Source organism: Streptomyces caelestis, from assembly GCF_001279005.1.
GTDB lineage: Bacteria > Actinomycetota > Actinomycetes > Streptomycetales > Streptomycetaceae > Streptomyces > Streptomyces heliomycini.
Window position 1 is genome coordinate 1 of record NZ_LGCN01000240.1, and the last position, 22,613, is coordinate 22,613.

The 22,613-nt window shown below is 73.1% G+C and carries 20 protein-coding genes; 11 read left to right on the forward strand and 9 right to left on the reverse strand.

What is annotated here, in order from left to right; all coding sequences use genetic code 11:
• The 8 genes from ADK41_RS31770 to ADK41_RS31805 all read left to right on the forward strand — a co-directional run.
• Nucleotides 1–275: acyl carrier protein (locus ADK41_RS31770; RefSeq protein ID WP_159043996.1), on the forward strand; the 275-nt coding region annotated here is incomplete at its 5' end.
• A 26-nt stretch (nucleotides 276–301) separates the two neighbouring features.
• Nucleotides 302–1,378, forward strand: coding sequence for a 2,3-diaminopropionate biosynthesis protein SbnB (gene sbnB / locus ADK41_RS31775; protein ID WP_051843069.1), 1,077 nt, complete (start codon nucleotides 302–304; stop codon nucleotides 1,376–1,378).
• Entirely contained in the window at nucleotides 1,375–3,024 is a 1,650-nt protein-coding gene (locus tag ADK41_RS31780; RefSeq protein WP_037803805.1) for an amino acid adenylation domain-containing protein, read from the forward strand. The genes sbnB and ADK41_RS31780 overlap by 4 nt, the downstream gene beginning before the upstream one ends.
• 64 nt (nucleotides 3,025–3,088) lie before the next feature.
• Nucleotides 3,089–3,361, forward strand: a complete 273-nt coding sequence (locus ADK41_RS31785) for a phosphopantetheine-binding protein (protein WP_037803807.1) — start codon at nucleotides 3,089–3,091, stop codon at nucleotides 3,359–3,361.
• Nucleotides 3,358–4,041, forward strand: a complete 684-nt coding sequence (locus tag ADK41_RS31790) for a thymidylate kinase (protein WP_030823556.1) — start codon at nucleotides 3,358–3,360, stop codon at nucleotides 4,039–4,041. The genes ADK41_RS31785 and ADK41_RS31790 overlap by 4 nt, the downstream gene beginning before the upstream one ends.
• On the forward strand, nucleotides 4,038–4,868 hold the full coding sequence (locus ADK41_RS31795; RefSeq protein ID WP_030823559.1) for a hypothetical protein: 831 nt from the start codon (nucleotides 4,038–4,040) through the stop codon (nucleotides 4,866–4,868). Before ADK41_RS31790 ends, ADK41_RS31795 begins: the two co-directional genes overlap by 4 nt.
• Nucleotides 4,869–4,930: 62 nt before the next feature.
• Nucleotides 4,931–6,067 (forward strand): pyridoxal-phosphate-dependent aminotransferase family protein, encoded by a 1,137-nt coding sequence (locus ADK41_RS31800; protein WP_030823562.1) that lies wholly within the window; start codon nucleotides 4,931–4,933, stop codon nucleotides 6,065–6,067.
• Entirely contained in the window at nucleotides 6,064–8,337 is a 2,274-nt protein-coding gene (locus ADK41_RS31805; RefSeq protein WP_078661874.1) for an FAD/NAD(P)-binding protein, read from the forward strand. The genes ADK41_RS31800 and ADK41_RS31805 overlap by 4 nt, the downstream gene beginning before the upstream one ends.
• A 13-nt stretch (nucleotides 8,338–8,350) precedes the next feature.
• Here the strand turns inward: ADK41_RS31805 and ADK41_RS31810 are convergent, their stop codons facing one another.
• Nucleotides 8,351–8,944 (reverse strand): DUF402 domain-containing protein, encoded by a 594-nt coding sequence (locus ADK41_RS31810; protein ID WP_030823568.1) that lies wholly within the window; start codon nucleotides 8,942–8,944, stop codon nucleotides 8,351–8,353.
• A gap of 188 nt (nucleotides 8,945–9,132) precedes the next feature.
• Between ADK41_RS31810 and ADK41_RS31815 the strand changes: the two genes are divergently transcribed.
• Both ADK41_RS31815 and ADK41_RS44390 read left to right on the forward strand, forming a co-directional pair.
• Nucleotides 9,133–9,777 carry a pyridoxine/pyridoxamine 5'-phosphate oxidase gene (locus ADK41_RS31815; protein WP_245174644.1) on the forward strand — a complete coding sequence of 215 codons (645 nt, stop codon included), beginning with the start codon at nucleotides 9,133–9,135 and terminating at the stop codon, nucleotides 9,775–9,777.
• A 202-nt stretch (nucleotides 9,778–9,979) separates the two neighbouring features.
• The gene (locus tag ADK41_RS44390; RefSeq protein WP_167353502.1) at nucleotides 9,980–10,351 is read left to right on the forward strand and encodes a transposase; all 372 of its coding nucleotides are present in this window, start codon (nucleotides 9,980–9,982) and stop codon (nucleotides 10,349–10,351) included.
• 332 nt (nucleotides 10,352–10,683) lie between these two features.
• Here the strand turns inward: ADK41_RS44390 and ADK41_RS31820 are convergent, their stop codons facing one another.
• Nucleotides 10,684–11,772: a saccharopine dehydrogenase NADP-binding domain-containing protein gene (locus ADK41_RS31820; RefSeq protein ID WP_030823574.1), complete on the reverse strand. Its 1,089-nt coding sequence runs from the start codon at nucleotides 11,770–11,772 to the stop codon at nucleotides 10,684–10,686.
• 93 nt (nucleotides 11,773–11,865) lie between these two features.
• Here ADK41_RS31820 and ADK41_RS31825 point away from each other — a divergent pair, with 93 nt between their 5' ends.
• Nucleotides 11,866–12,789 (forward strand): NAD(P)/FAD-dependent oxidoreductase, encoded by a 924-nt coding sequence (locus ADK41_RS31825; protein WP_030823577.1) that lies wholly within the window; start codon nucleotides 11,866–11,868, stop codon nucleotides 12,787–12,789.
• Between the two features lie 44 nt (nucleotides 12,790–12,833).
• Here ADK41_RS31825 and ADK41_RS31830 read toward each other — a convergent pair whose 3' ends face one another.
• Genes ADK41_RS31830 through ADK41_RS31860 form a run of 7 tightly spaced genes read right to left on the reverse strand, consistent with a single transcriptional unit; the run spans nucleotide 12,834 to nucleotide 22,585 of the window.
• A complete protein-coding gene (locus ADK41_RS31830; protein ID WP_051843071.1) occupies nucleotides 12,834–14,846 on the reverse strand; it encodes a condensation domain-containing protein in 2,013 nt (670 codons plus the stop codon).
• Nucleotides 14,843–16,264: a class I SAM-dependent methyltransferase gene (locus tag ADK41_RS31835; RefSeq protein ID WP_030823583.1), complete on the reverse strand. Its 1,422-nt coding sequence runs from the start codon at nucleotides 16,262–16,264 to the stop codon at nucleotides 14,843–14,845. The genes ADK41_RS31830 and ADK41_RS31835 overlap by 4 nt, the downstream gene beginning before the upstream one ends.
• A complete protein-coding gene (locus tag ADK41_RS31840; protein WP_199821919.1) occupies nucleotides 16,261–17,643 on the reverse strand; it encodes a class I SAM-dependent methyltransferase in 1,383 nt (460 codons plus the stop codon). The genes ADK41_RS31835 and ADK41_RS31840 overlap by 4 nt, the downstream gene beginning before the upstream one ends.
• Complete coding sequence (locus ADK41_RS31845) at nucleotides 17,621–19,237, reverse strand: ABC transporter ATP-binding protein (protein ID WP_051843072.1); 1,617 nt, start codon at nucleotides 19,235–19,237, stop codon at nucleotides 17,621–17,623. Before ADK41_RS31845 ends, ADK41_RS31840 begins: the two co-directional genes overlap by 23 nt.
• Complete coding sequence (locus ADK41_RS31850; RefSeq protein ID WP_051843073.1) at nucleotides 19,234–20,055, reverse strand: ABC transporter permease; 822 nt, start codon at nucleotides 20,053–20,055, stop codon at nucleotides 19,234–19,236. Before ADK41_RS31850 ends, ADK41_RS31845 begins: the two co-directional genes overlap by 4 nt.
• The gene (locus ADK41_RS31855; protein WP_199821918.1) at nucleotides 20,052–21,023 is read right to left on the reverse strand and encodes an ABC transporter permease; all 972 of its coding nucleotides are present in this window, start codon (nucleotides 21,021–21,023) and stop codon (nucleotides 20,052–20,054) included. The genes ADK41_RS31850 and ADK41_RS31855 overlap by 4 nt, the downstream gene beginning before the upstream one ends.
• Nucleotides 21,020–22,585: an ABC transporter substrate-binding protein gene (locus ADK41_RS31860; RefSeq protein ID WP_030823595.1), complete on the reverse strand. Its 1,566-nt coding sequence runs from the start codon at nucleotides 22,583–22,585 to the stop codon at nucleotides 21,020–21,022. Before ADK41_RS31860 ends, ADK41_RS31855 begins: the two co-directional genes overlap by 4 nt.
• Nucleotides 22,586–22,613: the final 28 nt, after the last annotated feature.

The window sequence follows — 22,613 nt, forward strand, 5'->3', positions numbered from 1 at the left end:
CCCAACAAGCCACCCTCTGCCAACTCTTCGCCGACACCCTCGGACTCCCCCACATCGGCACCCACGACAACTTCTTCGACCACGGCGGCCACTCCCTCCTCGCCACCCGCCTCATCAGCCGCATCCGCACCCACCTCAACCACGAACTCACCATCCGAGACCTCTTCGAACACCCCACCGTCCACGACATCAGCAACCACCTCACCACCCCCACCACCCCACGCCCCGCACTGCGCCCGATGCGCCCGACCCCCGCCGGCCGGGACACCCGGTGACGGCGGCCTCATCCTCTGGAGCAACCGTGAAGGAACAAGAGTTCTCGGTCGTCGCCGGCGCGACGGTGCACCGGTGCCTGGCCCACCGGGAGCACGAGGTGATCGACATCGTCGAACAGGCCTACCGTCTGCACGGGGAGGGCCGGACGATCAACCCGCCCTCGTACTTCCTGCGCTTCCCCGACCGGCCCACGTCCCGCATCATCGCCCTGCCCGCTTCGCTCGGCGGCGACATCGGCGTGGACGGCCTGAAGTGGATCTCCAGCTTTCCGGACAACCTGGCTCACGGCATACCCCGCGCCTCCGCGGTCCTCATCCTCAACGACGCCAGGACCGGCTCTCCGTACGCCTGCTTGGAGGCTTCCATCATCAGCGCGGTACGCACCGCCGCCTCCGCGGCTCTCGCCGCCCGGCAGCTGACCCGCAACCGGCCGACACCCCGCCGGATCGGGTTCGTGGGAACCGGTCTCATCGCCCGGTACCTCTACGACTATCTCTCCGTACTCGGCTGGGACCTCGAATCCGTGGGGCTGTACGACCTCTCGACCGAGTACGCCCGGAGTTTCGCCGGCCATCTCGAGAGCAGGACTCCCGAGGCCGCGGTGCGGGTGCACACCTCGGCGGGGGAACTGATCCGCTCCAGCGACGTCGTCGTCTTCGCCACCACCGCGGCCACGCCCCACGTCACCGACCCGGACTGGTTCGGGCACCATCCCGTGGTGCTGCACGTGTCCCTGCGCGACCTGGGCGGCGAAGTCATCACGGCCGGCAGCAACATCGTCGACGACGTCGATCACGTCCTGAAGGCCGACACCTCGGTGCACCTGGTGGAACAACGCACGGGAACGCGTGACTTCATCGACGGCACCCTTTACCAGGTGCTCACCGGGGACGTCGAGCCGCCCGCCGACCGCACCGTGATCTTCTCCCCGTTCGGGCTCGGCGTGCTGGATCTGGCGGTCGGGCACTTCGCCTACCAACAGGCTGCGCGGGCACATGAACTGCTGCGCGTCGACGGTTTCTTCCACGACGTCGACCGCCACCGCAGTCCCGACCCGGTGGGCGCGCCGACCGCCCTCGGCACCCCCGACGGTGCCCGATGAGCGGCGCGACGCCCCTCGGCGAACTCCGTCTGGTCCCCGGCACCGCGGCCCTGGCACGGGCCCGGGCGCTGCGCAACCCCATGGAGGTCGACGTGGCGAGCGCGGTGCTCGATCACGTCGCCCGGCACGCCGAGCAGGACGCGGACCGCCCCGCGGTGGTCCACGGCGATCGGGTGGTGACTTACCGGGGGCTGCTGGAGCGCGTCGGCACGCTGCGCGTCGAACTGCTCGCCCGCGGCTGTGGCGCCGGTGACGTCGTCGCGGCGACCGGGCTGCGCTGCCCGGACAGCGTGGTGGTCCTGCTGGCCGTGGAGAGTGTCGCCGCCGTCTACCTGCCGGTGGATCCCGAGTGGCCGGCCGACCGCATCGCGGACGTCCTGGAACGTGGGGGGGCCCGCTGCCTGGTCGACTGCACCCCGGCGGTCACCGGCGCGGCCCGGGAGGCAGCGGCGCGCGTCGGGGTGAAGCCGGTGCCGGTGCCGGACTCCTCGACGCCGGACGCCCCTCTGCCGTCGGTCGGGGAGCACGACCGCTCGCGGGAAGCCCGCTACACGATCTTCACGTCGGGGACGACGGGCCGTCCCAAGGGGGCGGTCGTCGAACACCGGGGCATGATGAACCACTTGTGGGCCAAGGTGGTCGACCTGTCTCTGGGGCCCGCGGACACGGTGGCCTTCACCGCGCCGCTGGTCTTCGACATCGCGGTGTGGCAGATGCTCGCACCCCTGCTCGTGGGAGGCACGGTCGCGGTCGTCGACGACGCCGACCTGGCCTTCCCGCGGCGGCTGGTGGGTGCCCTCTCCAGGTCCCGGACGAGCGTCGTGGAGCTGGTGCCCACGGTGCTCGGCTGGCTCGTCGACCAGGTCCGCCGCGAGGGCCCCGGCCCCCTCGCCGGTCTGCGCTGGGTCATCTCCACCGGTGAAGAGTTGCGGCCCGCTCTGGCGAAGCGCGTGGTGGAGGCCTTCCCGGACGCCCAGGTGCTCAACGCCTACGGTCCCACCGAGTGCTCCGACGACGTGACCCACCAGGTGGTGGGAGCGCCGGAGACGGCGCTGGACCGACTGCCGGTGGGCGCCGCTGTGGCCAACGCCGTTCTCCACGTGCTGGTCAGGGAGTCCGGCGACCAGTGGCGTACCGCCGAAGAGGGCGAGCCGGGCGAACTGTTCGTCGGAGGGCTGCCGGTCGGGCTGGGGTATCTCAACAACGACGCCACCACTCGGTCCGCCTTCTTCGAGGACGTCATCGATCCGGACTCCCCCACCGGCCGCCTCTACCGGACGGGCGACCTCGCCCACGTGGAGGACGGCAGTGTCCACTATCTGGGCCGCGCCGACCGGCAGGTGAAGGTGTCAGGGGTGCGGATGGAGCTCGACGAGGTCGAGGTGGTGCTCAGTCGCCACCCCGCCGTGGAGAGCTGCGCCGTCGTCCTCGGCGAGGCACAGGGGCACGCGGTGCTCACGGCCCACTACAGCGTGCGGCGGCCCGTCACGGCCGACGAGTTGAAGGAGTACCTGAGCGCCCGCCTGCCCGCCGCGATGGTCCCCCGCCGGTGGCGGCGGTGGGAGGCGCTGCCGCTCACCCGCAATGGGAAGACCGACCATCGCGCCCTCCGGGACGTCGGCGCGGCGGAGGTCACCAGCCCGTGACGCTCGCGCCGGGCCGACGCCCGCACAGCACTGAGTACATACCGACAACACGGGGAGCACAGCCGTGAATCAACCTTGGGAAGATCGTTTCGAGGCCTTGCTGGAGGCCCAACTCGGCCCGGTCGCCGGCACCGGGCTGACCGCGGACGACGACCTCTTCGAGAAGGGCCTGGACTCCGTCGGCGTCGTGGCCCTCGTTGTCGCGGCCGAGGAGACCTACGGGATCGTGTTCCCGGACGAGGCGCTGGACCGGGAGACGTTCAGGACTCCCGGATCGCTGTGGGCCACGATCTGCGGCCTGCTCTCCCCGGTGCCGGACGGCGGGGGGAACGGATGATCGTCTCCGTCGCCGGCACGGACGGCGCCGGTAAATCCACCGTGACGCGGCTCGCCGCCGAACGCCTCACGCGTGCGGGAGTCCCGATCGAGCGCGTCGAGCGGTGGGACATCGTGGACAACCCCCGGTATCCGGCGGCCCGTCTCCTGCGCCCCGACGTCCCGACCGCCAGGACCTGCGTGGCCGACATGCCGGCCGGCCCCCGCTTCCTGTTCCTGATGTGGTCCATCGACATGGCGCTGGTCGGCCGCGCGCCAGGGAACGGGCGGGACGGCGCGGTCACGCTCCTCGACGGGTACTGGATGAAGCACGCGGCGAGCGAGATCGCCTACGGCCTGGACCGGGCGTGGGTCGAATCGGTCGTGGCGGGCCTGCCGCCCTCACGGACGGTGGTCTACCTCAGACTCGAGCCGGAAGAGGCCTGGGAACGCAAGGTGGGCCGGGATCTGGTCCCTTACGAGTGCGCCATGGACCCCGCGTGTTCCCGCGAGAGCTTCCTGACACACCAGCGGCGCATCCTCGACGTGCTCGACAGCTGGGCATCGCGTTTCGGGTGGCGGGAGATCGATGCCGCGCAGGCCCTCGACACGGTGGTGGACCACGTCGTCACCCACGTGGCGGGGCGAGTCACGGACGATGCGCACCGGGCGGCCTCGGCCGCGGAGACGGGGGCCCGGTGAGCGACGACAGCGCCACCGGCCACGGCGCGCCCCGCACCGTGGTGGTCAAGGTGGGCGGCAGCCTTGTGTCGGACAAGCGCAGCGACCACGACATCGACGAGGCCGCCGTACTGGACTACGCGAGGCTCGTGGCGGACCTGGCACGGTCCTACCCGGGACGCGTGGTCCTCGTGGCCGGGGGCGGCGCCCTCGGGCACGGTGCGGTGCGCCGGAAGGAACACGACGGCCGGCTGGCCCTGTTGCCCCTGACTCGGGCGACCTTCGCCGTCAAGTGGGTGTGGACCGAGGCGTTCCGCGCCGTCGGGCTGCCCGCCGTACCACTTCAGGCGATGGCCATGTACGCGGAGGGCGGGGACGGTCCGATGTTCCAGACGGGCGTGGTGTCCCGGCTGCTGGGCACGGGCGTCCTTCCCGTGCTCTCCGGGGACTGTGTGCTGACGGCCGACGGCGACCTGCGCATTCTGGGCAGCGACCATGTGCCCGGGATCCTGCTGGACGGCTCCTTCGGGCCGGTCCGGGTGGTCGCGCTGACCGACGTGCCCGGTATCCACACCGGTCGCACCGGTGACAGCCCGGTCGTGCCGTACCTGGACGCGGCGGATCCCTCCCGCGCCTACGCGTACCTGTGGCCGACCGCCGCCTGGGACACCAGCGGTGCCATGCGCGGCAAGGTCGACGCATTCGTCGCACATGCCGCCCGGGGTGCCGAGTGCGTCATCGCCCGGGGCGACCGCAAGGCCGCGAGTCTGCGCCATCTGATGGCTCCGATGGCCGACTGGCCAAAGGACCTTCCGCGCACGGTGATCTCCCGCAGCCGCCCGGCCTAGGGCTGTCCGAAGCCTGGCGCTCCCGGTCAACCGTCCACATCTTCGATTTGGTGGAGTCCCTCATGTCATCTTCTCCCGCCCCGGCCGGCTCGCGGCTGCAGGGCCGCGTGGTCCTGATGAACCCCGGGCCTGTCAACGTGTCCGAGGAAGTCCGGGCCGCACTGTCGCTGCCCGACCTGTGCCATCGTGAACCTGAGGCACTCGCGCTGATGCAACGCATCAGGAGGAAGACCGTACTCCTGTGCGGCGGTGACGAAAGTCATGCCGCCGTCATGCTGGCGGGGTCCGGGACCACGACTCTCGAGGCGGCCCTCTCCTCGATCGTTCCCCGCGACGGACGTCTCCTCGTGATCGACAACGGCCACTACGGCGAGCGGCTGAGCCGGATCGTGTCGGTGCACGGCATTTCCTGCGCGCGCCTGGAGTTCGGCTGGGGCCGTCCCGTCGACGTGACGGCCGTGGACCGGGCCCTGGCCGAGGATCCGTCGATCACGCACGTCGGACTGGTGCACCACGAGACGAGCACCGGCATGCTCAATCAGCTGCGGGAGATCGGGGCCGTGGTCGCACGGCACGGCCGTTCTCTGGCCGTCGATGCCATCAGCAGCCTCGGGGCCGAGGAGCTCGACCTGGCTGCCGACCACATCGACTGGTGCGTCGGCACCGCGAACAAGTGCCTTGAGGGGTTCCCCGGCGTGAGTTTCGTCGTCGCCCCGCGCGAACGGCTGGCCGGTCTGGCCGATGTCCCGGCGCGGACCTTCTCGCTGGACCTGCACCGCCACTTCGTCGCCCAGGAGCACGACGGCGCACCCGCGTTCACCCTGCCGCTGCAGGTCATGGCCGCCTTCGACACCGCGCTCGACCTCGCCCTGCGGGAGGGCACAAGTCGCCGCCACGCGCGGTACACAGCCCTGGCCGAGCGCATTCGCACCGGTCTCACCGAGCGCGGCCTGGCGCTCCGGCTCCCCGCTGCCCACCGGGCAAGCTCACTGACCGGCGTCGCGCTCCCTGACGGACTGACCTACGAGGAACTCCATGACGGTCTCAAAGCCGAGGGGTTCGTCGTGTACTCGACCCAGGAGAACGGCGCCCGGGAGTTCCGGATAGCCAACATGGGCCAGCTCACCGAGGAGGACATCACCGGCTTCCTCGCCGCGTTCGACCGTGTCGTCGACAAGCACCCGGGAGAGGGCCGATGACCGGCACCACCTGTTCCGCGCAGTCCGCAGCGCCCGGCCCCGGCCCGGGGCAGGAGGACGCGCGCGCTGCACGCGTGACCTTGGCGATCATCGGCGCAGGTCCCAGCTGCACTTATGTGCTGGACCGACTGGCGGCAGCCACCCGGGACGCGGCCGTCCCGCTCGGTCTGGACATCCATGTCTTCGACAAGAGCGGACAGTTCGGCGCCGGTCAGGTGCACAGCCCTGACCAGCCGGCCACGAGCTATCTGAACCGCATCGTCGGCCAGGTGGGCTTCGCCGCCGACGAGAGTGTCGTGGACGCCGGGCCGCTCCTGGATCCGGCCGAACGACCGACCCTGCTGGAATGGTGCCGCAGGAGGTTCCGCGAGACCGGTGACCCGGTGTTCGACCTGACGGCCGAGGACTGGCCGAAGCGCTATGTGCATGGTCAGGCGTTGCGTGGCCAGTTCGACCTCTATGTGCGGTTACTGCGGCAGCAGCCGGGGGTGCGCGTCTGGCTGCACCCCGACGAGGTCGTTGATCTGGACGACGGCGGCAACGACGACGGGCTGACCGTGATCACCGCGTCCGGCGGCCGGCCGGTGCGCGCCAGTCATGTGCTCATGGTGACCGGGCACTCCTCCAACGACCCCCTGAAGTATGCCGGTCCGCGGCAGTGGGCGGACTTCGCCCTCGGGCACCCGGCGGATTTCGTTCCCTCCGCGTATCCGCTGGACCAGGCGTTCAGGCCCGGTACGGCTGGTCCGGAACGTGTCGTCGGATGCCTGGGAATGGGCCTCACCGCCATCGACGTGATCCTCCACCTCACGGAGGGCCGAGGAGGCCGCTTCGCCCCCGGTTCCGACGGACTGCTGGAGTACCGGCCCTCCGGTGCCGAGCCGGCCTCGATCGTGGTGTTCAGCCGGGCGGGACTGTTCACGTTCGCTCGCCCCTACAACGCCAAGGAGCGCAATCCGCGCGAGTTGGAGCACCGCGGCACATTCCTGGTCGAGGAGGCCGTGGACCGGCTGCGCGTCTCGGCCGGGCTGCCCGTGCGGGTGGGCAGGAAGATGCGGCGGCAGCTGGACTTCCGGGGGCATCTCCTGCCCGTCGTGGTCCTGGAGATGGCCCACCTGTACTACACCACTCTGTTCGGGCACCGGTTCGGTGTGGCAGCGGAGGGCGCCGCACGGCCGGAGTACGAGGCGTTCCTCGACGACGGCGGAGCGGGAGCTCCGTCGGACGCGTCGGTCGAGCGGCTGCTGGCGCCTCTGGAGAGAGCCGTCGACGAAGCGGTGTCCTGCGTCGACGGCGCCCTGTCGGGAAAGGAGTGCGACGCGCCCCGGCCGCCCTGGGCCGAGGACGCGCTCACCCGTTTCCTGACAGTGGTGTTCGGTCCCGAGCAGGCGGACAAGCTGCTCGCCCTCCGGGACGATGCGGGCGAGTTCGCCGCCGCCGTCGCCGCGGCGGACTCCCCCTTCCGGCACCACAGGACAGCGGAGGCGAACCGCTTCTCGTGGGACCGTATGGTCGAGCCGGTCCCCCGCGACCGCTACACGAATCCGCAGGAGTACCGCGAGGCACTGCTGGACTTCATCGACGTCGACCACCGCTGGGCCGCCCAGAACAATCTCTGGAACCCCGCCAAGGCAGCCGCCGACGGCGTATGGCGGGACCTGCGCGACGTCCTCGCGTACGCACTGGACTTCGGTGGCCTGCGAGCATCCTCGCACCGGGACTTCCTCGACGTGTACATGCGGCACCACAACCGCTTGTGCAACGGTGCCGCCCTGGTCGTCATGGAGAAGATACGCGCGCTCGTCCGGCACGGTCTCGTCGATGTCTCGGTCGGTCCCGAGGCTGTGGTGGAGACGGACGAGGGCACCGGGCGGTTCCGGGTGCGCGGTCCCCTCACCGGGGCGGAACGCCAGGTGGACGTGCTGGTGGACTCACGTGTGCACCCCTTCGACGCCGAGAAGGACGCGCACCCCCTCTATCCGAACCTGCTGCGCCGGGGGCTGGTGCGCAAGTGGACCAATCCTGGTCGGGGTGAGGCCGACTTCTCGCCGGGTGGGCTGGACCTGACGGACGCGTTCCACCCGGTTCGGGCCGACGGCCGCACCGACAGCCGGCTCACCCTGCTCGGCCCACCGAGCGAAGGCGTCATGTTCTTCCAGCTGGGGGCGCTGCGGCCCCACCAGAACCACCACGTGATGCAGGACATCCTGCTGTGGCTGAAGGGCTTCTGGTCGGACGTCACCGACCCCGGAGCCGCACAGGACGGTTGAGCGACACCGCCGTTCAGCAGACGGTGCTGGGCTCGATCGGCCCGGGCACCGTCCAGTCCCGGGGAGGGCGCCAGTCACGCCATTTCTCCCACCACGGAGTGCCCTGGGCGAGCAGGTCCGTCACCTCGGCCGCGGCCTGGCGTACCTGGGCCGCCTCCGACACGGAGAGACCGCCGCTGCGCTCCAGTTCGTGGAACTCCGCCACGTCCTTCCAGCGGTAGGGGGAGCCGTCGCCGGGGATCCACAGGTCAAGTTCCAGGTCGAGGGTGTCGAAGCCGTGCGCGGTGCGCCGCATGGGCTGCTGGAAATTCACGTACCACCCCTCGAAGGCGCTGCCCTTCCAGCGGGGCCACACCGCGTAGGCGGCGGCAGACCGCTGGATCTGGAGGACTCCGTCGGACTGCCAGAACGGGTCGATTTCGCTCCAGGGGTGGGGGCCCCATCTGAAGTCACCGGTGCCGAAGGTCAACGGTGTCCCCTCGGCCAGGTAGACGACCAGCAGATCGCCTTCGTCGGCGACGACACGGACCGGGTAGAGGAGCCATTCCCGGCCGTCCAGCATCTCGCGACGTGCGATGACCTGTCCTGGGGTGAATCTCGCCTGCATACGCCGACATTACCCTTCCCCGGCCTTCGGGCCTTCCCCGATGGGTCCACCACCGGCCGGCTCAACCGCCCGGCATCCGGGCCTGGTTGGTCTTCCTGACCGCGATGAAGTACTTTGCCGGGGTCCTATGGACCCCCAGCCCGGAGTGGAGAGCGAAACGAATGCCCGCCGAGCAGCAGCCTTCTACGATGCGTGAGTTACTCCGGAGCCTTGATGTGTTTTCCGGCGATCTGCCCGAGTTTCATCCGGAGGCGGCACCGGACACGCCGCAGGAACTGTTCACCGCCTGGCTGACGGAGGCCGTCGCGGCGAATGTACGGGAACCGCACGCCATGACGCTGTCCACCGTGGGGAAGGACGGCACGCCCACCGCCCGGGTGCTGCTGCTGAAGGACGTGGGTGCGGGGGGCTGGAGCTTCGCCTCTCACGCGGCCAGCCCCAAGGGCCGGGACCTGGCGGCCGCGCCCACGGCGGCACTTACGTTCTACTGGCCCCAGCAGGCCCGCCAAGTGCGGTTGTGCGGAACGGTTGCGCCCGAGAGCGAGGAGCGCAGCGCCCAGGACTTCCTCGCCCGGTCCCTGGGGTCCCGCGCGGAGGCGTTGGTGGGTATGCAGAGCCGTCCGCTGGACGATCCCAAGAGTGTTCTGGCGGCGACCGAGGAGTCACTCGCCCGCCTGAAGCGTGAGCCGGACCTCGTCGCCGAGGAGTGGACCCTGTACACCCTGAGCCCGAACAGCGTCGAATTCTGGCAGGGCGACAAACAGCGCAAGCACATCCGGCTCGCCTACCTTCGCGCCGACGACGGATGGACCACGCAGTTGCTGTGGCCCTGACCGCGAAACGGGCGACGAAGGACGAGCAGTCACTTTCTCGGCAGCGTTCAGCTTGATCCTCAACCTGTGCGGCGGGGTCACGAGGCGGTCGGCTTCTTCGTTCGTGGGGTCGTGCGGGGCGTGTGGACGTCGTGGCGCGGAGTGGGCCGGGTGTCCTGTCGGCCTGGTGATCGTCCGGGGCCGGGTCGGGGGGTGTCCCCATGTGAAGCTTCCCCTTGATCGTGGCCCCCTGGAGGCTGGGATCTTGAGGTTCCGGAGGAAGCAGCAGCAGGTAGGAAGCACGTACCCGAAGCGGTACACCGAGGAGTTCAAGCGGGACGCGATCGCGCTCGTGGATTCCTCGGGCGAGACGGTCACCGTGGTCGCCCGGGAGCTCGGTGTCAGCTCGGAGTCCCTGCGCGGCTGGTACCGCCGGGCCAAGGCGGACCGACCGGGGCGAGGGCGAGTCCGGTGGACTGAGCGGCGTCGAGCGCGAGGAGCTCGAGCGGCTGCGCAAGGAGGTCCGCGAACAGCAGCAGACGATCGAGATCCTGAAAAAGCGACGGCCTTCCTCGCGAAGGAGAACGACCGGTGAACGAGCTGTACCGGTTGATCCATGCGGAGAAGGCGACGTACCCGATCGTCCTGTTGTGCCGGGTGCTGAAGGTTGCCCGCTCCTCCTCCTGCGCCTGGTGCGAGGGCGAGGCCGCCCGCCGTGCTCGGCAGGCCGCCGACGACGCGCTCGCGCACGAGATCGTTGTGCTGCACGTTGCCTCCCGCAGGACTTGCGGTGCCTCGCGTATCCACGCCGAACGGCGCCGCCCGGGCCGGCGGGTGACAGGCCTGGCACACGGGTGGTCCGGTGAGCCGTTCGGCCGCCGGTGCGCCCCAGCCGTCTCCGGGGGTTCGGGGCGCACCGGCGGGTGCTCACAGCACCTCGAGCTCCGCCGCGCCATCGGCCGCCAGCTCCTCGGTGACCCGCGCGGGGTCGAGCACGTCCGCGGCGAAGTGCACACCGGGAGTGATCGCTCCGTCGAGCATCCGGAGAGCGGCTGCGGCGGCGAGGAACCCGCTCAGCTCGTAGGAGTCCGGGGCGCGCAGGACGAGTCTCGCGGTGGGCGGGCCGTCCGTCGCTCCGTCCCAGAGCTGGAACTCCTGTCCGTACCAGGCTCCGTGGCGCCGCACGTCCTCGTCGGCCGCCGTGACCAGGTCAGCGGTCTCCGTGCTGTCCAGCGCCCATGCCATGGCCAGTTCCTCGGCCAGGCGCCCGCCACCGAAGACGGTGTACCAGCGCACCTGGCCGATGTCCGTGGCCCGGGCCAGCCGGACTGCCTCGGTGGACAGGAAGGGGAAGGCGTCGACGGGTGCGGGGAAGGCGTCGAGTCGCACCCCTCGGCGGGGGGCCAGGGCACGCTCCCGCATCCGGCCCTCGTGCCAGGCGGCCGCCGGCGTACCGTGCTCCGGTCCGCGGCCGAGCAGCACGTCGCCGGCGGCGGCCGGGGTGAGCGGCGCGACACCGCCGACGTAGGCGTCCAGTGCGACGGGACCGGTGGCGCGGGCGGCCAGCGCCCGGGGCAGTAGCGAGGACAGGCCCGGCAGCGCGCCGGCGGACAGCACGGCCGCACGTCCGGCCGTCACCCATCGCCCGGCGCCCCCGTCGGCGGACAGCAGGTGGTGGACCGGGTCGTCACCGGCCGCGTCGACGTAGTCCGCGCCGCCTCGCAGCGCGGCCCGGGCGACCGCGTCGAGGACACGGTACGAGGGCCCCGCGCAGTTGACGACGAGCCGGCACCCTTCCGTGAAGCGATCCAGCGAGTCGGGATCGGTCAGGTCCACCGTCAGGGCGCCCACGTCCGGTCCTCCCTTTGGGAGGCCGGCGACCAGGGCTTCCGCCCGGCCCCGGTCGCGGCCGGCCACCAGCAGGGGGTGGACACCCGCCCGGTGGAGCCGCCGTACGACCGCGCTGCCGACTGCTCCGTAACCGCCTATGACGCCAATGGCCGCCGGGTGTCGCACCGGTGTTCCTCCTGTTTTTCGCTGACTTGGTTGATGAAAATGATAATTATTATCGTAGTCATTATTCGACGGACCAAGAAAGACGTGACGACGATGTACGACGTGATCGTGGTGGGCGGAGGGCCCGCCGGCCTCAACGCGGCGCTGGTCTCCGGGCGTCAGCGCAGGCGAGTCCTCCTGCTGGACTCGGGCCGCCCGCGCAACGCACCCGCGGCGCAGATGCACATGTTCCTCAGCCGGGACGGCTTTCCGCCCGCCGAACTGCGCCGCGTGGGCCGGGAGCAGCTCACCGCCTATCCGAACGTGGCCGTACGCGAGGCGACCGTCACCGCCGCCGCGCCCGAGCCGCGGGGGTTCGCCCTGACGCTGGCCGACGGCACCGTGGAGCGAACCCGGAAGCTGGTCCTCGCCACGGGGCAGGTCGACGTGCTCGACGAGCAGGTGGAGGGCCTGTCCGCGCTGTTCGGCCGAGGGGTGTACCACTGCCCGTTCTGCCACGGCTGGGAGACCAGCGGGATGAGCCTGGCCGTCCTGGGGCACGAACTGCCGCAGGTCATGCAGGCCCTCTACGTGGCCGACCGGTTCAGTGAGGACGTGATCGTGTGCACCGACGGTCACCCGGTGCCCGAGCAGGCCGCGGGCCGTCTCGCCGAGGCCGGGATCGCCGTGGAGGAAACGGCCGTGACCCGCCTCGAAGGCGAGGAGGGCGCCGTCCGCCTGGTCCTCGCCGACGGGCGGGTGCTCGAGCGGCAGGGCGTCTACCACCGGGCGCCCACCCGTCAGCACTCCCCGCTGGCAGAGCGGTTGGGGTGCCTGATCCTCCCGGACGGCTGCGTGCGGGTGGACGAGTTCCAGCGCACCTCCGTGCCCGGTGTGTACGCGGCCGGTGACACCGCCCGGCTGGAGGCCCTGCCCGACGCCCTCACCTTCGTGATCACCGGTGCCGCCGACGGCGCCCGTGCCGCGGTCTGGCTCGACCAGGAGCTCTTCCGCGAGGACGCCGGCCTGGGCGGCTGAGACCGAGGTGCGGCGGGAGCGGTCCCGCTCCCGCCGCACCTTCCTCACCGGTCGTCCGGTTCGCGCAGAGCGGCGGCGAGTCCGGCCACCGTGGGCTGCCGGAGGAAGCGGCGGGGCGTCACCCGCCCCAGCCCCTCCCGCGCGAGCGACGCGAGCATCCGCACCGCGAGCAGCGAGTCACCGCCGAGCGCGAAGAAGTCGGCGGTGCGTTCCTGCACCGGGCAGTCCAGCAGCTTCCGCCAGTGCGCCGCGACGGCTCGTTCCACATCGTCCCGGGGCGGTCCCGGCTCCGCTCCGCGCTCCGCCGCCGGTACGGACAGGCGCCGGCCGGATGTCTGCCGGGCCGGCCCGTCCTGCTCACCGTCGACCGCGTCGGGCAGTCCGACCACGGCGGCCCAGCCCTCCGGTTCGACCAGCGATTCCACGGTCGCCATGAGATCGGCGAACATCCGGTCGACGTCCGCTCCCGCGAACAGCTCCTCCACCAGCGAGAAGACGACCACCAGCTCGCCGCGCAGCTCGAACAGCCGTACCTCCAGGGCCACCTGGGGCGTCCGCAGCTGCTGGTGGTGGCTCAGCAGGTCGATCGCGCCCAGCGGCCCGGCCTCCTGGGGCACCTCGCTGCCCAGCGCCGCGTCCACGCCCAGGGTGGACTGGAAGACGACGGGTGCCACCGGGCGGTGGGTGCCCCGGCGGCGGCCCAGTTCGCGGGAGACCTCCACGCCGGTGATCAGGTTGTGAGCGAGTGCGTCGCCGATGTCCTGCTGCGCGCGGCCGGCCAGGTCGGCGAAGACGGGGGCCGCCGGCAGCTCGACCGGCAGGAGCATGGTGGAGGAGAAGGCCCCCACCAGGCGGGACACGTCGGGGTGGAGCGGAAGGCGGTTCAGCTGGAGGGTGTTGAGCAGGAAGCGGCGGTGGCCGCAGGCCCGGGCGACGGCGGCGGCGAAGGCGGCGAACATCGCCGCGGACGGGGTCACCCCGTGCTCGGTGCACAGCCGGCGCAGAGCCGACCAGCGCTCCGGGGCGAGCACCGCCTGCCGGGTGCCCATCAGGGTGGGGCGCACCTCGGCGGGGTCGGCCACCAGCGGCAGGGCCGGCGGCAGCGGGAAGTCGTCGAGGCGGTCCCACCACCAGTCGCGGTCCTGCTGCCACGCCTCGGTGCCGGGCAGGTCCCGCAAGGTCGTCACGTAGTCGCCGTAGTCGATGTCCAGGGGCGCGAGGACGGCGTTGTAGTCGGAGACCAGGGCGAACAGGTCGCGGTAGAAGACGCCGGAGGACCATCCGTCGATGATCAGCAGGCTGGTCGAGGAGTGCAGCCGGGCGCGGTCGCCGGGCATCAGCGTCAGGCGCATGTCCAGACCGCAGCCCCGGGACGGGTCGGGGCCCTCGGTGCTCATCTCGTGGCGTATCTCCGCGAGCCGGGCCGCGGCCGTCTCCTCGTCGGCGTCGCGCAGGTCGGTGACCTGGAGCTGCGGTACCGCCTCCGGGTCGTCCAGGGGCAGGATGCGCTGCCGGCCGTCGGGCAGGATGCGCGCCCGCAGGACGGCCTGGTGCTCGGCCAGGCGCTCCAGGGCGTCCTGCAGCGCCTCGGGGGCTTCGTCGGCGTCGATGTCCTCCAGCCCGATGTCCACGTAGTGGTGTGCGGAGCGGTAGGACAGCTCCCAGGCGTCCTGCTGGCCCACGAAGTAGCCCTGCTGGAGCGGCAGGAGCGGGAAGGGTGCGTCCGGGTCCTCGCGCCGGCGCAGGTCCAGGGGCAGCGGGCGCAGGGCACCCGTTCCCGATCCGGCACTGCGTTCGTGGACGAGGGCGGCGAGCTGCGCGGCGTTCTGTTCGACGCGGACGTCCGCCAGTGCCAGCGGGGTGCCCAGCCTTTTGCGGAGCATGGCGGCCATGCGGACGGCCAGGACGGAGTCGCCGCCCAGGCTCAGGAAGCTGGCGTCCGCCGGTACGGCGGCCAGGTCGGTCTCCAGGGCGTCGGCCCACACGGCGCGGACGGCGTCGACCAGGTCGGCCGAGGTCTGCTCGGCGGTGTGTTCGGGTGCGGATGCGGAGGTCAACAGAGGGCTCCAGTCGGGTCGGTGGGGCGGATGATGCCGTCCACGGCGTGGATCCGTGGGAGGGGCGGAGCAGGGGGCAGGCGGTCGGCGAGCGCCGCACGGACGCGGCCGGGGTCCGGGCGGGCGCCGTGCGACCTGACACGGCCGGCGATGACGCGCTGGCCCGCCGCGGCGAGGGGATGCCCCTCGTGCGGCAGGACGGGCAGCGGGTCGAAACCCGCCGCGTCCAGTTGCCGCGCCCATTCCCCGGCGGTGAGGAAGACCCGGTCCTGGCCGGCCCGCAGATCCGTGAACCACTCCTGTTCGCCGGGCTCGGGCGACATCAGCAGGTACATGGAGGTGAGCGCCTGGTAGTGCTCCCGGCACGACTCGACCAGGACCAGCAGTCCGCCGGGGGCCATCAGTTCCCGCAGGGCCGCGAGGCAGCGTCCGGCGTGCCGTGCGTTGTGCAGGACGTTCGCCGCCAGGACGACGTCCTGGGAGCCCGGTTCCAGGCCCTGTTCGAGCGGGTCGGCCTGGATGTCGAACAGGGCGTGCCGCAGGCCCGGGCGGTCGCCGAAGACGTCCCTGGCCGCTCGCAGGAAGAACGGGGAGACGTCCGTGAACAGGTAGTCGACGGGCGTGTCGCCGAGCGCCTCCAGGACGGCGCCGGTGGTGCCGCCCACGCCGGCGCCCGCTTCGAGGACGCGCAGGGGGGCCGGCCCCGTCCGGCGGCGGGACTCGCCGGCGATCAGGGCCGCGGCGGCGTGGTTGGCCCAGCGGCTGGGGACGCTGTCGCGGTAGTTGCCCTGCGCGGTGCCCGTCTCCCCGTCGGGGAAGAGGACCTCCTGCAGGGACGTGCGGTCCTGGAGCAGCAGCGGGAGCCGTTCGGCCGCGGCCCGGAAGAAGCGGGTCATGGACGCCGGGTAGCCCAGGCCCGCGCAGGCGCCGTCCAGCTCGCGCAGTGCCCGGGCGTGGCCGCGGCGGTCCGGCACCGCGAGGGAGTGGTGGCGACCCGTCGCCGCGTCCAGGTGGAGCCGGTTCTCCGCGGTCAGGGTGCGCAGCCAGCGCCGTACGATCCACGCGTGCCGGGGTGCGACCGCCAGGGTTTCGAGGATCTCGTCGGTGCGGGGCCGTCCGCCGTCGCGGAACAGACGGGTCCGGTCCAGTACCCGGGCCACCGTCGACAGCGCCGTCTCGTCGAGCTGCCGCATCAGTGCCGGGAGAACGGTCAGGTCGGTCCCGAGGACGGCGGCGTCACCGGCCTTCGCGGCCCGGCCGGCGGCGCGGGCGTCGTCCCGGCCGGGACCGGACGACGGGCGCGCCGCCGCAGGCGGACCCGTCACCAGCAGGGCGGCCTGCCCACCGCCTCGCGCCAGCTGCCACTCCGTCACGCCGGGCAGCCCGGTGAGGATCTCGTCGGTGAGTGCGCCGTTCACGCGCGGCCGTCCTCGACGACGTCCACCACGGTGATCGCCGGTGGGATCGTGTCCGGTTCGGCCCGGCGCAGGTGGTCGCGCAGCGCCTCGGGCAGACGCCGCCGGACGAACAGGGGGAACGGCTCGTGGGCCACCGGGCCGGAGGGCGCCGGGAGGCCCTCGGCCGCGGCGGGCGCGCAGTCGGCGGGAGCCGCCACGGCCAGCGTGCGCGGGTCGGCGGCGTCGAGCAGTACGGCGGCGTCCGCTCCCCGCAGTGCCTCACGCAGGGCGTACGGGGTCACCGCCCCGGGGGCGTCGTGGAGCAGGGCGTTGGGGATGCCGTGGACGACGACGGGACCGCCGGCGAGCGCGTCGCGCAGCGCTTGCGGGACATCGCTCCCCCGGTGCCCCTTCCAGGCCGTGCGGCGCACGTGCTGGGTTCCCGGTCCGTCGGTGTGCGGGCCGACGCGCAGGACGACGTCGTAGCGATAGCGGGTGAGTTCGGTGTCCTCGGCCATGGTGCGGGCGTGCACGCTCATGCGGACCGGGCGGGGCCGGGCCGCGACCGCCGCGGCGACGGCCGCCGGGGTGAAGGACAGTTCCTCGTCCGCCTCGGCGGCGGCCGCGGCCCTCGCGGTGATCGTCGTGCCGTCCGCCTCGGGGTCGCGGGCCCGCTCCAGCCGTCCGAAGTGGTCGAGCAGCAGGCCGGAGTGCCGGATGTCCCCCACGATCACGGTGCCGCCGTCCTCGACCGACGACAGCGCCCCGTGCAGGACGGTGGTCAGGTAGGCCAGGTCGGGGAAGCACTGGGTGACCGAGTTGAGCAGCACGCAGTCGGGGCGCGCGCCGGGGCCGAAAGCGGCGTCCATGGCGTCCCGTACCCGGGGCGCGGCCGTCTCGTGGGCGGCGGCCCGGACGAACGCGGTGCGGGGCAGGCCGGCCGCGGTGAGGCGGTCCACCGCGACCTGGGCGACGTCGGCGCCGGCGTACCCGTCCAGGTGCGGGTGCAGGCGGTGGGCGAGCAGGCCGGTGCCGCAGCCGAGTTCCAGGAGCCTCCTCGGGCGCTGGGCCAGGACGAGGTCCACGGTGCGGTCCACCCAGTCCCGCATATGGGCTTCGGGCAGCGGTGCTCCGGTGTCGGAAGCCCGCCACCCGGACAGATCGAGGTCGTCGGCGTGCCGCCCCTCGGCCGTCTCGTACGTCCACTCGTAGACCTCGGCCCACTGCTCGAGGTGCTCGCGCATCAGGGGGCCCGGCTCGGGGGCGGCGGTCACGGCGTCCGGGTGCGGGACGACCCGGACGCCGCCGTCGGGTGCGGGGTGGGCCCGGGCCACCCAGGGGTGGGCGGCCAGCAGGTCCGCGATCCGGCCGGTGTGTTCAGCCGTCGTGTGGTCGGACACCGGAGTGCTCCGTTCTCTCGTCGAGGGGGTGGTCGGGGGTCGTGTGCGGCCGTGGGACCAGGCGTCGCCCGGTCAGGTGGAGGACGCGGTCGGCGCGGGCGGCCGTGTCGGCGTCGTGGGTGACGGTCAGGACGGCGGGGCCGTTCTCCCGCAGCCGGTCCAGCAGGTCGAGGACGAGTCGTGCCGAGTCCGGGTCCAGACCCGCGGTGGGCTCGTCCAGCAGCAGCACGTCGGGCTCGGCGGCGAGCGCCCGGGCGAGAACCACCCGGCGGCGCTGGCCGCCGGAGAGCGCCGCCGGTCTGCGACCGGCCAGCTCGGCGGGGAGTCCCACGGCATCGAGGAGTTCCCGTACGCGTTCCCGTCCGGCCGCTGCGGTCGCGCCGTGGAACACCTTCAGCGGCCGGGCCACCGCTCGGCCGACGGTGTGCGCCGGGTTGAGTTCCGCCGCCGTGTCCTGTCCGGCCAGTTGGACGGCGCGCAGCGTCCGCCGGTCGCGCGAACGGGTCCCGGCGGGCAGCGGGCGCCCGCGCAGCAGGAGTTGTCCTGCGGCCGACGGGCGCCGGCCCGCGAGGGCGTGCAGCAGGGTCGTCTTTCCGCTGCCCGACCGTCCCGTGACGGCCAGCCAGCCGCCCGCCGGCAGGTCCAGGTCACCGGCGTCGAGCAGCGGTGTGCCGTCCGGGGTGCGCAGGGCCAGGCCCCGCGCCGACAGCACGGGCGCCGGGGACGGGGCAGGGTCCGCCGCCATGCGGGGCGGACGCCCGGCCTGTGGTGACGCGGGACCGGCGATCGGGCGGAGCGGTTCCTTCCACGGGGTGCTCGTCATCCGTCCACGCACGGCGGCGGTCGCACGTGGTCCGGGCCGCACGGTGGCGTCAGCACGGGCGGCCGGGTGCGCGTCACCGGCGAGCACCAGTGTCCGGTCGGCCAGCTCCGCGGCCAGCCGGGCATCGTGCGTGACCAGGACGACGCACCGGCCGGGGGTCCCACGGCGGGACCGCACCTCTTCGGCCACCAGGTCGGCCGTCGCGCGGTCCAGTGCGGAGGTCGGCTCGTCCAGGACGAGCAGCTCCGGATCGGTGCACAGGGCCCGGGCCAGGGCGACCCGTTGGGCCTGTCCGCCGGAGAGTTCTCCCGTCCGCCGGGAGGCGAGTCCGGGTGGAAGGCCCAGCCGGTGCATCAGGGCCTCGACCCGCAGGGCGCGGGCGGCGGCGTCACCGGTGAACTCCTCGCCGATCAGCCGGTCCACGCGCCACAGCGGATGGAGGGCCGCGCCGGGGTCCTGCGCCAGCCAGCCGCACCGGGCACGCCGCCACCGCCGGGCCGTCCGGCCGGGTGACACGGCCGCACCGCGCCAGCGCACGGTGCCCGCAGCGCGGTGCAGTCCGTCCGGGAGGACGTCGAGCAGGGCGCGCAGCAGCGTGGATTTACCGGCACCGGACGCGCCGGTGACGGCCAGCACCTGCCCCGGGCCGACGCGGACGTCGACCGGCGGCAGGACGGTGGCTCCGTCGAGGGCACGGCGAACGGTCAGACCCTCGGCCGCCAGCAGCGGGGCGTCGGTGGGAACGAGCCCCTCGTGGACGTGGGCCGTCATGCCGCCTCCCCCGGAACACGGGCGGCCGTCCGGGCCGCCGCGGCGAACACCCAGGCGCAGCCCGCCAGGGGGATCGCCGGCGCCAGCAGCGCCCAGGGGTTGAGTGCGGCGCCGGGCAGGTTCTCACTGAGCATCAGGGCCCAGTCGGGGTCCGGGGGCTGGGGCCCCAGACCGAGCACGGCGAGGGCCGCGGCGATCTGCAGTGCCGTGACGAGCCGGAGCCCGGCGTCGGCGGCGACCAGACGGCGCAGGGCGGGCAGCACCTCGTGGAGCAGCACGGCGGGCGTGCGCTCGCCGCGCTCGACGGCGGCGTGCACGTGCCCGCTGTCGCGCAGCTGCGCGCACTGTGTGGCGACCACCCGCGCGGTCAGCGGGGCTCCCGCGAGCACCGCCGCCACGACGACCGCCGTCGCCCCCGGCAGTGCGGTGGCCAGCACCAGCGCCAGGACCAGGGCGGGGACGGCCAGCAGCAGGTCGCACAGGGCCCGTACGGTGCGGGCGGTACGGTCGCCCGACCATCCCGCGGCCAGGCCGAGACCCGCGCCGCAGACGACGGCGGCGAGCGCGGCGAGCAGGGACACGGTCAGGAGCTGGGTGCCCCCGGCCAGGACCCGGGACAGCACGTCGCGCCCCAGGACGTCGGTGCCCAGCGGATGCCGTCCGCCGGGCGGCGCCCAGGGGGCGGCGACCGTTCGCTCCGGTGGGTGCGGGGCGGCGTACCGGCCGAGCGGCACGCACACCAGCAGGGTGAGGGCCGCGGTCACGGACACCGAAGGACGGACGGCCTTGGGGAAGAACGGCGGAGGCGCTCCGGTCATACGGTCCTCCCCGCCGTCGCCACCGACGGGCCGGGGCCCCCCGGCACCGTGGTGCGACGGGCGGCCAGGTCGGCCAGGAGCATGCCCAGCAACAGGACGGCTGCCGGGAGGAGGGCCGCGGCCTGGATGACGGGGACGTCCCGCACCGCGACGGCGGACACCAGCAGCTGCCCGGTGCCCGGATAGCCGAAGAGGGTCTCCGCCAGGGCGGTTCCCGCCACGAGACCGCCGGCCAGCAGGGCCGTCACCTGAAGCGCCGGCGCGTACAGGAAGGGCAGGACGTGCCGGTGCAGCACGAGCGGGGCGGGCAGGCCGCGCAGCCGTGCGTCGGCCACATGAGGGCGGCGCAGGGTGTCGGCCAGCGCCCCGCGCAGCAGGACGGTGGCGAACGCGGCCGAGGGCAGCGCCAGGGTGAGAGCGGGCAGTGCCAGGAGCCGGGGGTCCGCCAGGGGCGAGCCGCCGGGCGGCAGCAGGGACACGGGGGGCAGCCAGCCCAGCAGCCCGGCCAGGACCGCGCCGAGCACCGCCGCGTGGACCGGCTGCGGCACGGCGGCCAGTCCGGTGGCGGCCGAGCCGCCCCGGCCGCCGCGCAGGTACGCCACGGTCAGGGCCGTCGCGGTGAGCAGCGCGGTGACCGCCAGCGCCGCCGCGACCAGGACGACGGTGGCGGGCAGCCGTTCGGCGAACAGCGTCGCCACCGGCTTGCCGCCCGCCAGCGAGTGTCCCAGGTCTCCCCGGATCAGGCCGGACAGCCAGTCGAGGTAGCGCACCGCGGCCGGCCGGTCCAGCCCGAGACGCTCCCGCTCCGCCGCGACGTCCTCGTCGGAGGCCCGTCCCGCCGTCCTCAGTTCCCCGGCGTCACCGGGGAGCAGTTCGGTGGCCGTGAAGACCACGGCCGTGGCGGCGACGGCCAGGGCGGCGGCCCGGCCGGCCGGGCGCAGGGCGCGGCCGGCAGTGCGCAGAGTCACGTGGCCATCCACACCTGGTCGATGAACATACGCTGGAATCCGGGCCCGTCGGGCAGTCCGCGCACGCCCGGCGCCGCGAGGTCCAGGCCGTCCCCGGTGCCCCAGACGACGTAGCCGCCGTCCTTCCACAGCTCGCGCTGGATGCCGGAGAGCAGCTCCTCGCGCCGTGCCTCGTCGGCGGTCGACATGGCCCTGGCGAAGCCGTCGTCGAAGCTCTTGCTGCGCCAGGCGGTCTCGTTGGTCGGGGAGTCGGACAGCAGTCCGACGCGGACGAGGTCGGGGAAGGAGATGCCGCCGTAGTAGCCGGTGTAGAACGCCTTCTTGGCGTAGACGGCGGTCCAGTAGGTGTCCGCCGGCTCGACCTTCACCTCGGCGTCGACGCCGATGTCGGCGAGCTGCTGGGCGTAGAGGGTGGCCGCGGTGTCCATGCCGGGGTAGGACGTGGTGGTGTGCAGGGTGACGGACAGTCCGTCGGCGTGGCCCGCCTCGGCCAGCAGTTCCTTGGCCTTCTTCACGTCGCGGGCGCGCTGCGGCAGGTCCTCGGGCGCCGAGGGGTCGTAGGGGGTGGGGAGGTCGTTGGCGACCTTGCCGTAGCCGAGGAAGACGGTGTCGACCAGGGCCTCGCGGTCGGCGGCGAGGCGGAACGCCTCGCGGACCCGGGGATCGTCGAACGGCTCGGTGTCCAGGCGCATGACGAACGGGTACTCGGTGACTCCGTCGCGCCGGACGACCTGGGTCTTCGCCGAGGGGCCCGCGCTCTTGACCGCGGCGGGGCTGACGCTGCCGGCGACGTCGGCCTGCCCGGAGGCGACGGCACCGGCCCGTGCCTGTGGGTCGGCGACGGCCTGGATCTCGATCCGGTCCAGGTGCGGGCGCTCTCCCCACCACGTGTCGTTGCGGGTCAGGACGGTGGTCTGGGCACTGGTCCGCTCCACCCGGTAGGGGCCCGAGCCGGGGACGGGGCGGGAGAAGTCCTCGGTGCCCTCCGGGACGACGAAGGTGACGGATTCCAGGGCCCGGGGCGCGTCGGCCATCGGGGCGCGGGTGGCCAGGACGACGGTGTGCTCGTCGGGGGCGGTGGACTTCGCCATGTCGAAATCGGCGAGCCGGCCGTAGTTCTCGGCGGCCTTGCCGCCGATGCGCCGCAGGGAGTACAGCACGTCGGCGGCGCGCACCGGTGTGCCGTCGGTGAAGCGGGCGTCCTCGCGCAGGGTGAGGGTCCAGCGGTCCATGGCGTCGTTGGGCTTCCACGACGTGGCGAGTCGCGGCCGGGTCTTCCCGTCCTCACCGGGGACGGTCAGGACGTCGTAGGTCAAGGCGAAGCGCAGGACGTCGGACTCGTTGCCGAGGCCGCCGTGCGGGTCGTCACTGGCGGTGGCGGGGGACCCCGCGACGGCGTACCGCAGGGTGCCGCCGTCGACGGGCGCGCCGGTGCGGGAGGCCGGGGTGTCGGCGGCGGGTGTGCCGGAGCAGGCGCTCAGCAGCAGGGCGCCGACCGCCGCGAGGGCGGTGAGGGCGGATCTGCGGGACAGAGGGCTGCGGGGTGACGGGTGCTGGTGCATGGTTGCTTTCCGCGAGAGGTTCGTGGGT

Bases quoted from the DNA above. Each gene is read 5' to 3' on its own strand.
- ADK41_RS31860 (WP_030823595.1), bottom strand. From the start codon at position 22,585: ATGCACCAGCACCCGTCACCCCGCAGCCCTCTGTCCCGCAGATCCGCC.
- ADK41_RS31805 (WP_078661874.1), top strand. From the start codon at position 6,064: ATGACCGGCACCACCTGTTCCGCGCAGTCCGCAGCGCCCGGCCCCGGC.
- ADK41_RS31845 (WP_051843072.1), bottom strand. From the start codon at position 19,237: ATGACGGCCCACGTCCACGAGGGGCTCGTTCCCACCGACGCCCCGCTG.
- ADK41_RS31850 (WP_051843073.1), bottom strand. From the start codon at position 20,055: ATGACCGGAGCGCCTCCGCCGTTCTTCCCCAAGGCCGTCCGTCCTTCG.
- ADK41_RS31780 (WP_037803805.1), top strand. From the start codon at position 1,375: ATGAGCGGCGCGACGCCCCTCGGCGAACTCCGTCTGGTCCCCGGCACC.
- ADK41_RS31815 (WP_245174644.1), top strand. From the start codon at position 9,133: ATGCGTGAGTTACTCCGGAGCCTTGATGTGTTTTCCGGCGATCTGCCC.
- ADK41_RS31790 (WP_030823556.1), top strand. From the start codon at position 3,358: ATGATCGTCTCCGTCGCCGGCACGGACGGCGCCGGTAAATCCACCGTG.
- ADK41_RS31800 (WP_030823562.1), top strand. From the start codon at position 4,931: ATGTCATCTTCTCCCGCCCCGGCCGGCTCGCGGCTGCAGGGCCGCGTG.
- ADK41_RS31810 (WP_030823568.1), bottom strand. From the start codon at position 8,944: ATGCAGGCGAGATTCACCCCAGGACAGGTCATCGCACGTCGCGAGATG.
- ADK41_RS31825 (WP_030823577.1), top strand. From the start codon at position 11,866: ATGTACGACGTGATCGTGGTGGGCGGAGGGCCCGCCGGCCTCAACGCG.